Genomic DNA, 13,720 nt, shown 5'->3' with positions numbered 1-13,720 from the left:
TTTAAGCCTCCACCACGTTCAGGCCCATGGCGCGAGCCGAGCCTTCGATGATCTTCGTCGCCGCGTCGAGGTCGTTGGCGTTCAGATCCTTCATCTTCTTCTCGGCGATCTCGCGCAGTTGCGTGCGCGTGATCTTGCCGGCGACTTCACGGCCCGGCAGCTTGGAAGCCGAGGTAATGCCGGCCGCCTGCTTGATGAAGTGGGTCGCGGGCGGGGTCTTGGTGACGAAGGTGAACGACTTGTCCTGATAGACCGTGATCACGGTCGGCAGGGGGGTGCCTTTGACTTCCTTCTCGGTACGGGCGTTGAACTCCTTGACGAAGCCCATGATGTTGACGCCGCGTTGACCGAGTGCCGGCCCGATCGGGGGGGAAGGTGTTGCCGAACCGGCGGGCACCTGCAGCTTGATATAGCCGAGGATCTTCTTGGCCATTGGTCTCTCCTACTGAATGACCCCGAAGCTAATCGGGGCCGGTGAGCCGTGGTCTGGCATGGCTGCCTCCCACGGATTTACGAAGGTCTCCCCTCGCCGCCCTGTTCAGAGCGAGGCGCGCGTGTACCCCACGCGGCCCTTAAAAGCAAACGGCGGCCCCAAGGGACCGCCGCTGCAAATCCTGGATCGGAGCGAAGCCTTAAGCCGCGCTCTTCTCGACCTGATTGTATTCCAGATCCACCGGCGTAGGCCGACCGAAGATCGACACCGCGACGCGCAGGCGGGCGGCGTCTTCGTCGACGCTCTCGACCTGGCCGTCGAAGCTGGCGAAGGGTCCGTCGATGACCTTGACGGTCTCGCCGATGTCGAAGCGGATGGTGGGCTTGGGACGCTCGACCCCCTCTTCCACGGCGCCGATGATCGCCTGGACCTCACGTTCCGAGACCGGCAGGGGCTTGGTGCCGCCCGCTGCGCCCAGGAAGCCCGTGACCTTGGGCGTGTCCTTCACCAGGTGATAGGCCTCGTCGGTCAGCTCCATCTTCACCAGCACATAGCCGGGGAAGAATTTGCGCTCGGAGTTCACCTTGCGGCCACGACGGACCTCGACGACGTCTTCGGTCGGCACCAGGATCTCGGAAAACCGCTCTTCCAGGCCGCGCTGCTTGGCCTGGTCGCGGATGTGTTGGGCGACCTTCTTTTCGAAGTTCGAATAGGCGTGGACGATGTACCACTTGTGCCGGGGGTTTGAAGCCGGCTTTGCGGTCTCGCCGGAAATGGGCGCTGCATCAGTCATGTGCGCGACTCCTTGATTATTGGCCAATGGCGAGAATGTAGCGCGACGCGAAACCCAGGCCCGTATCGACGATCCAGAAGAAGGCCGAGGCGATCACCACCATGACGAAGACCATGACCGAAGTGATCCAGGTTTCCTTGCGGCTGGGCCAGACGATCTTGCGAGCTTCGGCGCGAACCTGGCTGAAGAACTGCGGGATCGAGGTCTTCTTCTTGGGCGAAGGAGCGTCGATGGTGACGGTCGCCGGAGCGCCTGCCGCGACCGGCCCTTTGCCGGGACGGAAGCCGGGCCGTGTCGGCTTGCCGGGAGTCTTGGCCATCGGGGTCTCTTTGATCAAACGAACCTGTCCCCGCCAGATGGGGAGGCCCATCCGGCGGCGACAGGGGGGAAATGGCAGGAGCTGGGGGATTCGAACCCACGACCCCCGGTTTTGGAGACCGGTGCTCTACCAGCTGAGCTAAGCTCCTAGACAAAACACGAAGCGCCGGGGGCGAACCCACCGGCGCGTTGTTCTTCGCCAGACCGCGGCGTATGCCCCACCGGGCCAGACATTTCAAGGACAATCCGGCCTATTCCTCCCCCTTTGGCGGAGGGAGAACCGCGCAGCGATGGAGGGGGCCAGCCCCAAACGCCGGATTCGGGCAAGACCTCTGACACCACGATCCAATCGGGCCGTGATCCCCTCCCCCGCCGCTTCGTCAGGGGGGAGGATCAGCCCTCGTTATGGTCCTGAATCGCCTTCTTCTCGTCCTCGGCTCTGATCAGTTGCCTGAACAGCAGCTTGTCGATGCGGCGGTCGTCCATGTCGATGATCTCGACCTCGAATCGTCCGAGCTGCAGAATCTCGCCCTCGTCGGGCACCCGCGACAGCTGGTGCAGAACCAGACCCGCCACGGTGTGGAAGCTTTCATTCTCGCCGAAATCTTCGCCCAGCACATCGCACAGCTCGTCCAGATCAGTCCGGCCATCGACCAGCCAACTGCCATCCTCGCGCTGGCGCACATAGGCGTGGTCGTCGTCGTGACCCTCGTTAAAGTCGCCGGCGATCATTTCCAGGATGTCGGTCGCCGTCACCACGCCTTCGAACGCGCCGTATTCGTCGACGATGAAGGCCATGTGGACGTGGGTGCCCTTCAGGATCTCCAGCGCCTTCAGCACCGAGGTCGACTGAGGGATGAAGGCGGGCTCTTTGATGTGATCCGGCACATTCAGCTCGCCGGTCGTCAGCAGGGCGTCCAGCAGATCCTTCTTGTGAACCACCCCCAGGGGGTGATCCAGGTCGCCGTCCTTGGCCACCACGATGCGCGAATAGGGGCAGACGCGGATTTCCTCGCGCAAAACCGCGGGCGTGTCGTCCAGCGCGACCCAGTAGACGTCCGTGCGCGGCGTCATGGCCACCCGCACCGGGCGGTCGCCGAGGCGCAGGATTTCCTCGATCATCTCCTGTTCTTCAGGCTCGATCAGACCGGCCGAGGTCCCCTCGGCGATCATGGTCTCGACTTCTTCCTGGGTCACGTCGGAGCCGTCGCGATCCTTGACGCCCAACAGCTTCAGAATCCCCGAGGTCGAAGCCGTCAGCAGCAGGACGAAGGGCTTTAGCACGATGGCCAGGGTCGAGATTGGCGCCGCCATCTTGGAGGCCACCGCCTCGGGGAAGATCAGCGCGATTCGCTTGGGCACCAGCTCGCCCACGATCAGCGAGACATAGGTGATGCAGATGACCACCAAGGCAGTCGAGAATATCTGGGTATAGGCGATCAGGCCCGGGAAACTGACTTCCAGAATCTTGTCCAGTTCGCCGGCGATGGTCGCCTGGCCGTAGGCGCCCGCCAGAATCCCGATCAAGGTGATGCCGACCTGGACCGCCGACAGGAAGTGGGTGGGTTCCTCGGACAGTTTCAGGGCCGCGCGCGCCCCCTTGTCCCCTTTTTCCGCCCGGCTCTGCAGCTTGGATTTGCGCGACGACACGACCGCGAGTTCGGTCATGGCGAATAGGCCGTTTAGCACCACCAGGAGCAGAACGACGACAATAGCGAGCAGTAACATCTAGGAGGAGGAGACCAGCGCGGCGCAACAGTCGGCATCCGCTGTCGAACCCTAACCGATCAGTGGGTTTTCCGCCACGCTTTCCTTGACGGCCTCGGCCTTGTGGGTCGAACCCGCCTCGATCGAGCCATAGGCGCCGCTCGATTCGGGCCCGCCGGGGGCCGAAGCGCAGGCCGACATGCCGATCAACGTGCCGATGAACAGTCCGATATGGAGCGCGCGCCGCATGGGTTAACAAAATCCTAACGTCAGATTTTGAACCTAGGCGATATCCCGGACGCCTTCGCAAGCCTAGTCGCGCGTGAGGCGTAGAGAATGGTGAACAACTTCAAGACAAGCGAAGGCCGCCGATTCACACCGGCGGCCCCTGACCCTGTTTCAGTGTCGGTTCAGCCCGCTATGCAGGTGTCGCCCGAATACAGAACGCCGACGGTCGCATTGTCCGCGTTCAGGAAGCCGCTGACGCCGTCAACCGAGATCTGGGTCTGCTCGAAGTTCGAGGGCACGACTTCGAAGGCGTCTGTCTTGGCCGATCCCGTGTGGATCCCTGAGGACGTCGTCGGACCGGATTCGCTGGAATGCCAACCGATGAAGGCGCCGTCACGCGTGATGAGCGCCAGCCTGTTGCCCCAGGCGTAGTCGTCGGTCGCGCCGGTCGGGCAGTCGGGGTTGGGGGTTGTTGTCGGCTCGGAGCCCAGAGCCGCGGTCGCCGCGGCAATGGCCTCTGCCGCAGGCGCGCCAAAGGCGATCAGACCGGAAGGCGCGCGCAGCCCCTCCCCGTCCAGGGTCAGGGCCGCCGTCGTGGCGGCCGCATCGGCAGGCGCTGCCGTTTCACTGGAATCGCCGCCGCAGGCCGAGAGCGCGATGGCGCTCAGGCCGATGATGCAAAGGTTGCGCAGGATCATGTCTTCCCCCCGGTCGCCTTCCAACGGCGCCGTCTCGACGCTACGCCTGTGGAGAGACCTCTGTCATCGGGAAAAATAACGGCGAGATGCGACTTTAGCCGCCCGCGAGCCCCGCGCTTGCCCCGGACGCAAAACGGCCCCGGAGATCGCTCTCCGGGGCCGGTCTGTATTCACTCGTCGATCGCGCTCAAGGAGCGAGGCTCCGCGAGCCGAGCGTTAGCGCGTAACTACTCGGTGATCTTGGCCACGACGCCGGCGCCGACGGTCCGGCCGCCTTCGCGAATGGCGAAGCGCAGGCCCTGGTCCATGGCGATGGGCGTGATCAGCTCGACGTTCAGCTCGGCGTTGTCGCCGGGCATGATCATCTCGACGCCTTCCTTCAGGTGAACGATGCCGGTCACGTCCGTGGTGCGGAAGTAGAACTGCGGGCGATAGTTCGTGAAGAACGGCGTGTGACGGCCGCCTTCTTCCTTGGTCAGGATGTAGGCTTCGGCGACGAACTTGGTGTGGGGCGTGATCGAGCCGGGCTTGCACAGAACCTGGCCGCGCTCGACGTCTTCGCGCTTGGTGCCGCGCAGCAGCACGCCGACGTTGTCGCCCGCTTGACCCTGGTCCAGCAGCTTGCGGAACATTTCGACGCCCGTGCAGGTCGTCTTCTGGACCGGACGGATGCCGACGATTTCGACTTCTTCACCGACCTTGACGATACCCTTTTCGACGCGACCCGTGACCACGGTGCCGCGGCCCGAGATCGAGAACACGTCTTCGACCGGCATCAGGAAGGGCAGGTCGACCGGGCGTTCCGGTTGCGGGATGTAGGCGTCGACGGTTTCCATCAGGGCCAGCACGCGCTGTTCGCCGATTTCCGGGTTCACGCCGTCGGTCGCGGCCTTGGCCGAACCCATGGTGATCGGAATGTCGTCGCCCGGGAACTGGTAGGACGAAAGCAGCTCGCGCACTTCCATTTCGACGAGTTCCAGCAGCTCGGCGTCGTCGACCAGGTCGACCTTGTTCATGAACACGACCAGGGCGGGCACGCCGACCTGACGGGCCAGCAGGATGTGCTCGCGGGTTTGCGGCATCGGGCCGTCGGCGGCCGACACCACCAGGATCGCGCCGTCCATCTGGGCGGCGCCGGTGATCATGTTCTTCACATAGTCGGCGTGGCCGGGGCAGTCGACGTGGGCGTAGTGACGGTTGGCCGTCTCATATTCCACGTGCGCGGTGTTGATCGTGATGCCGCGGGCTTTTTCTTCCGGAGCCGCGTCGATGTCGGCATAGGCCATGGCCTTGGCGCCACCGGCCTTGGCCAGGGTCATCGTGATCGCCGCCGTCAGCGTCGTCTTGCCGTGGTCAACGTGACCGATCGTGCCGATGTTGCAATGCGGCTTGGTGCGTTCGAACTTTTCCTTGGCCATTTTCTTCTCTCCGTCCCCTGAACAGGGGGCATATTCAGGTTTTCAGGGGGTATCCAGCGGACCGAAGCCCGCTGGGATGTTGGGGTTTAGGCGGAATACTTCTTGATCACTTCGTCGGCGACGTGTTGCGGCACCGGCTCGTAGTGGTCGTACTGCATGGTGAACTGGGCGCGGCCCTGCGACATGCCGCGAAGCGTGTTCACATAGCCGAACATGTTGGCCAGCGGCACGAAGGCGTTGATGACGATGGCGTTGCCGCGCATGTCTTGACCCTGGATCATGCCGCGACGGCCGTTCAGGTCGCCGATGACCGAGCCGAGGTATTCCTCGGGGGTCACGACCTCAACCGCCATGATCGGCTCGAGCAGCTTGGGAGCACCCTTTTCCTTCAGTTCGCGGAAAGCGGCGCGGGCCGCGATTTCGAACGCCAGCACGCTGGAGTCGACGTCGTGGTACTTGCCGTCCGTCAGGCTGGCCTTGAAGTCGATCAGCGGGAAGCCGGCCAGCAGACCGCTGTCCTTGATGGAGTTCAGGCCCTTTTCAACGCCTGGGATGTATTCCTTGGGCACGGCGCCGCCGACGATGGTGTTCTCGAACACGAAGCCCGAGCCCGGCTCGCCGGGTTCGAAGGTAATCATGACGCGGGCGAACTGGCCCGTACCGCCGGTCTGCTTCTTGTGGGTGTAGTCGATGTCGACCTTGCGGCCGAGCGATTCACGGTAGGCGACCTGCGGGGCGCCGATCGTGGCGTCGACCTTGTAGGTACGGCGCAGGATGTCGATCTTGATGTCCAGGTGAAGCTCGCCCATCCCCTTCAGGATGGTCTGGCCCGACTCGTGGTCCGTCGAGACGGTGAACGAGGGATCTTCCGAAGCCAGCTTGGCCAGAGCCACGCCGAGCTTCTCCTGGTCGGCCTTGGTCTTGGGCTCGACCGAGATCTCGATCACGGGCGCCGGGAATTCCATCTTCTCAAGAATGACGGGCGACTTCAGGGGATCGCACAGGGTGTCGCCGGTGCGGGTTTCCTTCAGGCCGGCCAGGGCGACGATGTCGCCAGCGTAGGCTTCCTTGATGTCCTGACGGTCGTTGGAGTGCATCTGCAGCATCCGGCCGACGCGCTCACGCTTGTCGCGGCTGGAGTTCAGCAGGCTCATGCCCGTTTCCATCTTACCCGAGTACAGGCGGCAGAAGGTCAGCGAACCAACGAAGGGGTCGTCCATGATCTTGAACGCCAGAACCGACAGGGGCTCGTCGTCCGAAGCCTTACGCGTGACAGGCTCTTCGGTCTTGAAGTCGATGCCGGGCGTCGCGGGAATGTCGGTCGGCGAAGGCAGGTAGTCGATGACGGCGTCGAGCAGGGGCTGAACACCCTTGTTCTTGAAGGCCGATCCACCCAGGATCGGATAGAAGGCGCCGGTCAGCACGGCCTTACGGATGCACTTCTTGAGCACTTCCACCGAGGGCTCTTCGCCGCCGAGGTAGGCTTCCATGGCCTCGTCGTCGAGTTCGACGGCGTTGTCGATCAAGTACTGACGGGCAGCGGCGCATTCGTCAGCCATGTCGGCAGGGATGTCGCCGATGACGGCGTCGGCGCCAACGGCGTCGGTTTCCCAGGTGTAGGACTTCATCTCGACCAGGTCGACGACGCCCTTCAGGAAGTTCTCTGCGCCGATCGGCAGTTGGATCGGCACAGCCTTGGCGCCCAGACGGTCGCGGATCGACTGAACCGAAGCGGCGAAGTCGGCGCCGATCTTGTCCATCTTGTTGACGAAGACGATGCGCGGAACATTGTACTTATCGGCTTGGCGCCAGACGGTTTCGGTCTGGGGCTCAACGCCGGCGTTGCCGTCCAGAACGGTCACGGCGCCGTCGAGGACGCGCAGCGAACGTTCGACTTCAATGGTGAAGTCCACGTGGCCTGGAGTGTCGATGATGTTGAGGCGTTTGCCCTTCCAGAAAGCGGTCGTCGCGGCGGACGTGATGGTGATGCCGCGCTCTTGTTCCTGATCCATCCAGTCCATGGTGGACGCGCCGTCGTGCGTCTCGCCCATCTTGTGGTTCTTGCCGGTGTAGAACAGAATCCGCTCGGTCGTCGTCGTCTTGCCCGCATCGATGTGGGCCATGATGCCGAAGTTGCGGTAGTCCTCAATTTTGTGAGTACGGGCCATGAAAGCGTGCCTTGAAAATTTTCAGGACGCTCAGGCGCCCTCGGGAAGATCGAACGGTTCTGGATAAGCGGGCGCGGGCGATTTAGCTGAAATCACCCGCGCCGGATAGTCAGTAGATAGTCACCGTAGAGGGCGGTTTTAAGACGCCTACCAGCGGTAGTGGCTGAAGGCGCGGTTGGCTTCGGCCATCTTGTGGGTGTCTTCACGCTTCTTGACCGCGGTGCCGCGGTTGTTGGAGGCGTCCAGCAGCTCGGCGGCCAGCTTCTCGGTCATGGTGTTCTCACCACGCTTGCGCGCAGCGTTCACCAGCCAACGGATGGCCAGGGCGCGGCGACGGTCGGGGCGAACCTCGACAGGCACCTGATAGGTGGCGCCGCCGACGCGGCGCGAACGGACTTCGACCGAAGGCTGGACGTTTTCCAGAGCGGTGTGGAAGGTCACGACCGGCTCGAAGTCCTTCTTCTTGTCGGCCAGGATGTCGAACGCACCATAGACGATGTTTTCGGCGACGGCCTTTTTGCCCTCGTACATGACGTAGTTCATGAACTTGGTGACGGTCAGATCCTTGTACTTGGGATCCGGCAGAACTTCGCGTTTCTGGGCGCGGTGGCGACGTGACATGGGCTAGGCCTCTTAAATCGTTCTTGGTGAGCCGAGGTGAACCGGCTGAATCGGGTGGAGCGGTTCGGCTTACTTCGGACGCTTGGTGCCGTAGTGCGAACGACGCTGCTTGCGGTCCTTGACGCCTTGCGTATCGAGCACGCCGCGCAGGATGTGGTAACGCACGCCGGGAAGGTCCTTCACGCGGCCGCCGCGGATCAGAACAACCGAGTGTTCTTGCAGGTTGTGGCCTTCACCGGGGATGTAGCAAACGGCTTCATAGCCGGACTTCGCCAGACGGACCTTGGCGACCTTACGCAGAGCCGAGTTGGGCTTCTTGGGGGTCGTCGTATAGACGCGGGTGCAGACGCCGCGGCGCTGGGGCGAGCCTTCCAGGGCCGGCACCTTGTTGCGCACGGGCTTGGGCTTGCGGGGCTTGCGGATCAGCTGGTTGATTGTAGGCATTCGAAACTCGTTCTCGACGTCTGATGGAAGCGTGTGCCTGTCGGCCGAAGCGCCTCGGTTTCCTTCTTTTGGACAGCGCCGACGGCGCCGCCCGGGGTCTTTGCGAGGAAGATCGTGCGCCCAAACAGAAAAACCGGAACGCGCGCTTTGGGCGTTCCGGCGGGCACAGCCCGTCCGTCAGATTGTCACGATCCCGGCGAGAGACGAATCCCATGGCCTCGAAAGTCTGGCGCGTTTACCTGCGAAGGCGGTTTGGGTCAAGAGTTCGACAGCGCCCGGCATTATGTGTGCCCATGCGACGGAAACCGGCGCCTGCATCGTTAAGAAGCTAACACGGCCGCTCTCGACGGCGCACCAGAAGACTGACCGACCATGACCTCCACGCCGTTCTCCGCCGGTTCGACGAAGAAGCCCCGCATCCGCAGGCCCAAGGGCCCGGCGCTGTGGCTGAGCCTGGGCGCTCTGCTCGTGATCGGCGTCGCCGTCTGGTTCTTCTTCCTGCGCGGCGACGGCAAGGCTGACCCCTACCGCACCGAGGCGGTCCAGCGTGGCGAGATCGTGCGCAGCGTCTCGGCCTCCGGCACGCTCGAGGCCCTGGTCACCGTCGAGGTCGGCTCGCAGATCTCGGGTCAGGTGACCCAGGTGCTGGTCGACTACAACGACCATGTGAAGAAGGGCCAGGTGCTGGCCATCCTCGATCCGCAGAACCAGCGCTCGGCCGTCGAACAGTCCCAGGCCCAGATCCTGTCGGCCCAGGCCGGTGTCTCGACCGCCCAGGCCCAGGTCGCCCTGGCCCAGGCGGAATACGACCGCCAGAAATTCCTCTTCGACCGTGGCATCGTCGCCCAGGCGGCGCTGGATACAGCCAACGCCTCGCTGCGCACCGCCAACGCTTCGGTGCGTCAGGCCCAGGCCCAGGTCGCCCAGCAGCAGGCCTCGCTGCGGGCCAACCAGGCGACCCTGGGACGCACCACCATCGTCGCCCCTATCGACGGCATCATCATCGACCGCCAGATCGAACCCGGCCAGACCGTCGCCTCCGGCCTGAACGTCGCCGTGCTGTTCACCCTGGCCCAGGACCTGTCGCGCGTGCAGACCCTGATCAAGGTGGACGAGGCCGACATCGGCTCGGTCAAGGTCGGCCAGCCCGTCCGCTTCACCGTCGACGCCTTCCCCAGCGACAATTTCGTCGGCGAGGTGACCCAGATCCGCGTCCTGCCCGCCGCTGAATCCAGCGTCGTCGCCTATACGGTCGTCGCCGAGGCCAATAATCCGGGTGAGAAGCTGCTACCCGGCATGACCACCAATGCCGAGATCGTACTGGAGGAGCGTCGCAATGTGCTGCGCGTCCCCAACTCGGCCCTGCGCTTCACCCCGGCGGGCATGACCGCACAGACCCCGACGGCAGGCGCCTCGCCCTTCGGCGGCGCAGCCGGTGGGCAACGCGCGCAAGGCAGACAAGGCCAGGGCCAGGGCGGCGGCCGAGGCAATCGCCTGGCCCAGATGACCGAACAGCTCAATCTCGACGCCGCCCAGAAGGCCCAGGTCGATCCGATCATCGAGCGCGTGCAGCAGGAGGTTCGTAGCAGCTTCCGCGCTCAGGGCGGCGGCGCTCGCGGTGCGGGCGGAGCGGCGGGCGGACAGCGCCGGGGTCCGAACCCCGCCGTGACGGCCGCCTACAATAAGGCCTTCGACGAGATCAAACCCCTGCTCCGCCCTGATCAACAGCAGACGCTGGAGACCCTGCGCGGCCAGCTGGCTGGTGGCGGCGAACGGGGCGTGCTGTGGATCCTGCGTGACGACAAGCCGGTTCAGATTCCCGTGCGCCTGGGCGGCACCGACGGCTCCTATACCGAAATCTCGGGCGGCGAACTGAAGGAAGGCGATCAGGTCATCACCGGCGGCGGTCCTCGCGCCACGGCTCCCAGCGCGGCGGCGCAACAGCAGGCCCAACGTCGAGTAGGCGGCGTGGGCGGTATCGGCGGCGGCGCAGGCGGACCGCCCCGATGAGCCGCGCCCCTGCCCTCGCGTCCGCCGGCCCGATGATCGAGATCGAGGCCCTCACCAAGACCTATGTCATGGGCGACGAGACCATCCACGCCCTGGCCGGGGTTTCCCTGTCGATCCAGCGCGGCGAACACGTCGCCATCATCGGCCCGTCCGGCTCTGGCAAGTCGACGCTGATGAATGTGCTGGGCGGTCTCGACCGCCCGTCCAGCGGCGCCTATCGGTTCGAGAATGACTCGGTCGCCGAATATGACGACGACCAGTTGGCCAGCTTCCGAAACCGCCGCATCGGCTTCGTCTTCCAGTCCTTCCAGCTGCTGCCGCGTCTGACGGCCGTGCAGAACGTGGAACTGCCGATGATCTACGGCGGCGTCGAACCGGCCGAGCGCAAGGAACGGGCGATCGAACTGCTGACCCGTGTCGGCCTGGGCAACCGGCTGGGCAACCGGCCGACGCAAATGTCGGGCGGCCAACAGCAGCGCGTCGCCATCGCCCGCGCCCTGGCTAACCAGCCGGACCTGCTGCTGGCCGACGAACCGACCGGCGCGCTTGACACCAACACGGGCCAAGAGGTCCTGGCCCTGTTCGACGAGCTCAACGAACAGGGGCTGACGCTGTGCATCGTCACCCACGACAACGAGGTCGCCGCCCGCGCCAAGCGCCGCGTCGCCTTCCGCGACGGCCATATCGTCTCGGACGAGAGGAATCCCTCATGAACCCGATGGAGCTTGTCCGCTTCGCCCTGGGCGCCATCACCGCTCACCCGATGCGCAGCGCCCTCACCTCTCTGGGCGTCGTTATCGGCGTGGCGGCAGTCATCATGATGACCTCCATCGGCCTGGGCGCTCAGCAGAATGTCGAGAAGGCCCTGTCCAGTCTGGGCACCAATATGCTGGTCGTCCGCTCGGGCGCGCCGCGTGGCGCGGGCGGCGGGTTCGTGCGCGGCGCGGGCGGCGGCGGCACCTCCCTGACGGCCAAGGACGCCATGGCGATCCGCGAGCTGGACGGCGTTCTGGCGGTCTCCCCCGCCGTGAACGGCAATGCGCAACTGGTCTTCAACGGCGCCAACTGGTCCAGCCGGATTGAGGGCGTCACGCCCGACTATCTGGTCGCCCGCGACCTGACCGTCACCCAGGGCCAGATGTTCGACGAGGCCGCCGCGGAAAGCGGGCGCAAGGTCGCCGTCATCGGCCAGACCGTCGTCACCGAGCTGTTCGGCGAGGGCGTCGATCCGGTTGGCCAGCGCATCCGCGTCGGTCCCATCCCGTTCGAGGTCATCGGCGTCCTGGGCGCCAAGGGCCAGTCGGGCTTTCAGGATCAGGACGACATCGTCGTCGTGCCGCTGGATGCCGCGCGCTCGCGGATCATCGGCCGGGGCCTGTCGGGAGACCAGGTGAACCAAATCTACGTCAAGGCAGAGGACGAGGACGCCCTGTATCAGTTGGAGCAGGACGTGAACGGTCTGCTGAAGGAACGTCACCGCATCCAGCCGGGCGCCGAGGACGACTTCAACGTCCAGAACCTGACCTCAATTCAGGAGGCGGCGCAGTCCTCGACCGCGACCTTCACCATCCTGTTGGCGGCGGTCGCCGGGGTGTCCCTGGTGGTCGGTGGCGTCGGCATCATGAACATCATGCTGGTGTCGGTGACCGAGCGGACGCGCGAGATCGGTCTGCGCATGGCCATCGGCGCGCGCCGCAGCGACGTCCTGACCCAGTTCGCGCTGGAGAGCGTGGCTCTGTCCCTGCTGGGCGGCCTGATCGGCCTGGCGCTGGGCGTGGGCGGAGCGTTGCTGATGTCCACCTTCGGCGACTGGCCCGCCGCCATCCCTGCCTGGGCCGCGCCGCTGGCCATCGGCTTTTCGACCTTCGTCGGCGTGGTGTTCGGGGCCTATCCCGCCTGGCGCGCCGCCCAACTGGATCCCATCGAGGCGCTGAGGCGCGAATAGGGCGACGTGAACAGCCGCATTCCCGCCACTCTGGCCCTGTCCTCTCATCGACATCGGCAGGGAGACGGGGCGCGGATGCACGAGGGGTCGATGACAGATGCGACGCCTGCGCGGCCTGCACCGCCTGCCCAGGTTCGCCGCGCAGCCATCCTCGCCGCATCCCTGGGCCTGCACTCAGTCTTCCTCGGCTGGCTTGCCGTCTCCGCCCTGGGCATCAGCGGCGTCTCGCCTCTGCGTAACGATCCTTTCTACGCCATCCCTCTGGAGATGGAGCCCCGGCCAATGCTGGTCGATGAGACCGCGCGAAAGCGGCCGGTCGCAGCAAGGCCGAATGACGCCCCATCGGCCCGCCGGCCGTCCCCGCCGGTTCCACGCATCGCTGCGACGCCGCCTCAGGACGCCCCTGCCCCGCCCGCAGATCGTCCGCCGACCGCCGCCCCGTCCCTCCCTGACCCCTGGCGCGTCCAGGCGGAAGACGACCAACCCGCCATCGGTCAGGCCCTGCGCGACAGTTCGGTCGGCTGTCGGACGATGGCTGGGCGACTGTCGAACGCCGATCAGGCCCGCTGCGATCAGCAACTGGGGGCCGCCGCATCAAGGGCCAGCCCGCCGGGTCCGCGAACGATGACGGCGGCGGAGGCCCGGCGCGAAGCCGGCTTCGCGCGCGACGGCGCTCGCGCCCTGGCTCAGTACGAAGGCCGACGCGCGCCGCTGAACAGTGGAGTCGGCGTGGTCGGCCCGGCCGACTGTATCGGATCGAACTTCGGCACGGGCTGCGCCGGCGCCCACCTCGATCCCACGCTGCGCCAGGGCGCCGCCTCCAACATCCGCCAGGGCGCAAACAGTCCCGATCGGATGAAGCCCATCCCCGGCAACGAATAGGCCGCGCTCAAAAGAAAAGGGCGGGACCGTCGCCGGTCCCGCCCTCATTCGTCTC

14 protein-coding genes and 1 tRNA gene are annotated in these 13,720 nt (G+C 65.2%); 4 read left to right on the top strand and 11 right to left on the bottom strand.

From position 1 onward, the window contains the following. Position 1: 1 nt before the first annotated feature. From rplK to rpsL, 11 genes are all read right to left on the bottom strand, one after another. Positions 2-433, bottom strand: a complete 432-nt coding sequence (rplK, locus tag ACO05L_RS08570) for a 50S ribosomal protein L11 (RefSeq protein ID WP_421728761.1) — start codon at positions 431-433, stop codon at positions 2-4. 199 nt (positions 434-632) lie between these two features. Continuing rightward, positions 633-1,226 carry a transcription termination/antitermination protein NusG gene (gene nusG, locus ACO05L_RS08565; RefSeq protein WP_421728760.1) on the bottom strand — a complete coding sequence of 198 codons (594 nt, stop codon included), beginning with the start codon at positions 1,224-1,226 and terminating at the stop codon, positions 633-635. A 16-nt stretch (positions 1,227-1,242) separates the two neighbouring features. Continuing rightward, positions 1,243-1,545 (bottom strand): preprotein translocase subunit SecE, encoded by a 303-nt coding sequence (secE, locus tag ACO05L_RS08560; protein WP_421728759.1) that lies wholly within the window; start codon positions 1,543-1,545, stop codon positions 1,243-1,245. Positions 1,546-1,617: 72 nt separating this feature from the next. Beyond that, positions 1,618-1,693 (bottom strand) — tRNA-Trp (locus tag ACO05L_RS08555). 244 nt (positions 1,694-1,937) lie between these two features. Then, positions 1,938-3,272, bottom strand: a complete 1,335-nt coding sequence (locus ACO05L_RS08550; RefSeq protein ID WP_421728758.1) for a hemolysin family protein — start codon at positions 3,270-3,272, stop codon at positions 1,938-1,940. 51 nt (positions 3,273-3,323) lie between these two features. Continuing rightward, on the bottom strand, positions 3,324-3,500 hold the full coding sequence (locus tag ACO05L_RS08545) for a hypothetical protein (protein ID WP_421728757.1): 177 nt from the start codon (positions 3,498-3,500) through the stop codon (positions 3,324-3,326). Positions 3,501-3,661: 161 nt separating this feature from the next. After that, on the bottom strand, positions 3,662-4,177 hold the full coding sequence (locus ACO05L_RS08540; protein WP_421728756.1) for a hypothetical protein: 516 nt from the start codon (positions 4,175-4,177) through the stop codon (positions 3,662-3,664). Between the two features lie 227 nt (positions 4,178-4,404). Then, a complete protein-coding gene (gene tuf, locus ACO05L_RS08535) occupies positions 4,405-5,595 on the bottom strand; it encodes an elongation factor Tu (protein ID WP_421728755.1) in 1,191 nt (396 codons plus the stop codon). 86 nt (positions 5,596-5,681) lie between these two features. Beyond that, entirely contained in the window at positions 5,682-7,763 is a 2,082-nt protein-coding gene (gene fusA / locus ACO05L_RS08530) for an elongation factor G (protein ID WP_421728754.1), read from the bottom strand. A 147-nt stretch (positions 7,764-7,910) separates the two neighbouring features. After that, entirely contained in the window at positions 7,911-8,384 is a 474-nt protein-coding gene (gene rpsG, locus ACO05L_RS08525; protein WP_421728753.1) for a 30S ribosomal protein S7, read from the bottom strand. 69 nt (positions 8,385-8,453) lie between these two features. After that, complete coding sequence (gene rpsL, locus ACO05L_RS08520; protein WP_013269204.1) at positions 8,454-8,828, bottom strand: 30S ribosomal protein S12; 375 nt, start codon at positions 8,826-8,828, stop codon at positions 8,454-8,456. Between the two features lie 372 nt (positions 8,829-9,200). Here rpsL and ACO05L_RS08515 point away from each other — a divergent pair, with 372 nt between their 5' ends. From ACO05L_RS08515 to ACO05L_RS08500, 4 genes are read left to right on the top strand one after another with little or no spacing between them, the layout of a single operon-like run. Further along, positions 9,201-10,838 (top strand): efflux RND transporter periplasmic adaptor subunit, encoded by a 1,638-nt coding sequence (locus ACO05L_RS08515; RefSeq protein ID WP_421728752.1) that lies wholly within the window; start codon positions 9,201-9,203, stop codon positions 10,836-10,838. After that, entirely contained in the window at positions 10,835-11,551 is a 717-nt protein-coding gene (locus ACO05L_RS08510) for an ABC transporter ATP-binding protein (protein ID WP_421728751.1), read from the top strand. The genes ACO05L_RS08515 and ACO05L_RS08510 overlap by 4 nt, the downstream gene beginning before the upstream one ends. Beyond that, complete coding sequence (locus ACO05L_RS08505; protein WP_421728750.1) at positions 11,548-12,783, top strand: ABC transporter permease; 1,236 nt, start codon at positions 11,548-11,550, stop codon at positions 12,781-12,783. Before ACO05L_RS08510 ends, ACO05L_RS08505 begins: the two co-directional genes overlap by 4 nt. Before the next feature lie 6 nt (positions 12,784-12,789). Next, complete coding sequence (locus ACO05L_RS08500) at positions 12,790-13,665, top strand: hypothetical protein (protein WP_421728749.1); 876 nt, start codon at positions 12,790-12,792, stop codon at positions 13,663-13,665. The last annotated feature ends 55 nt before the right edge of the window (positions 13,666-13,720 follow it).

The sequence above is a fragment of the Brevundimonas sp. genome (genome assembly GCF_965227765.1).
Taxonomy (GTDB): Bacteria; Pseudomonadota; Alphaproteobacteria; order Caulobacterales; family Caulobacteraceae; genus Brevundimonas.
The sequence above is the reverse complement of the archived record's forward strand: the minus strand, read 5'-3'. Positions and strand labels throughout refer to the sequence as shown.

Bases quoted from the DNA above. Each gene is read 5' to 3' on its own strand.
- ACO05L_RS08540 (WP_421728756.1), bottom strand. From the start codon at position 4,177: ATGATCCTGCGCAACCTTTGCATCATCGGCCTGAGCGCCATCGCGCTC.
- ACO05L_RS08515 (WP_421728752.1), top strand. From the start codon at position 9,201: ATGACCTCCACGCCGTTCTCCGCCGGTTCGACGAAGAAGCCCCGCATC.
- ACO05L_RS08550 (WP_421728758.1), bottom strand. From the start codon at position 3,272: ATGTTACTGCTCGCTATTGTCGTCGTTCTGCTCCTGGTGGTGCTAAAC.
- rpsG (WP_421728753.1), bottom strand. From the start codon at position 8,384: ATGTCACGTCGCCACCGCGCCCAGAAACGCGAAGTTCTGCCGGATCCC.
- rpsL (WP_013269204.1), bottom strand. From the start codon at position 8,828: ATGCCTACAATCAACCAGCTGATCCGCAAGCCCCGCAAGCCCAAGCCC.
- rplK (WP_421728761.1), bottom strand. From the start codon at position 433: ATGGCCAAGAAGATCCTCGGCTATATCAAGCTGCAGGTGCCCGCCGGT.
- ACO05L_RS08545 (WP_421728757.1), bottom strand. From the start codon at position 3,500: ATGCGGCGCGCGCTCCATATCGGACTGTTCATCGGCACGTTGATCGGC.
- ACO05L_RS08510 (WP_421728751.1), top strand. From the start codon at position 10,835: ATGAGCCGCGCCCCTGCCCTCGCGTCCGCCGGCCCGATGATCGAGATC.
- nusG (WP_421728760.1), bottom strand. From the start codon at position 1,226: ATGACTGATGCAGCGCCCATTTCCGGCGAGACCGCAAAGCCGGCTTCA.
- ACO05L_RS08505 (WP_421728750.1), top strand. From the start codon at position 11,548: ATGAACCCGATGGAGCTTGTCCGCTTCGCCCTGGGCGCCATCACCGCT.
- tuf (WP_421728755.1), bottom strand. From the start codon at position 5,595: ATGGCCAAGGAAAAGTTCGAACGCACCAAGCCGCATTGCAACATCGGC.
- fusA (WP_421728754.1), bottom strand. From the start codon at position 7,763: ATGGCCCGTACTCACAAAATTGAGGACTACCGCAACTTCGGCATCATG.
- secE (WP_421728759.1), bottom strand. From the start codon at position 1,545: ATGGCCAAGACTCCCGGCAAGCCGACACGGCCCGGCTTCCGTCCCGGC.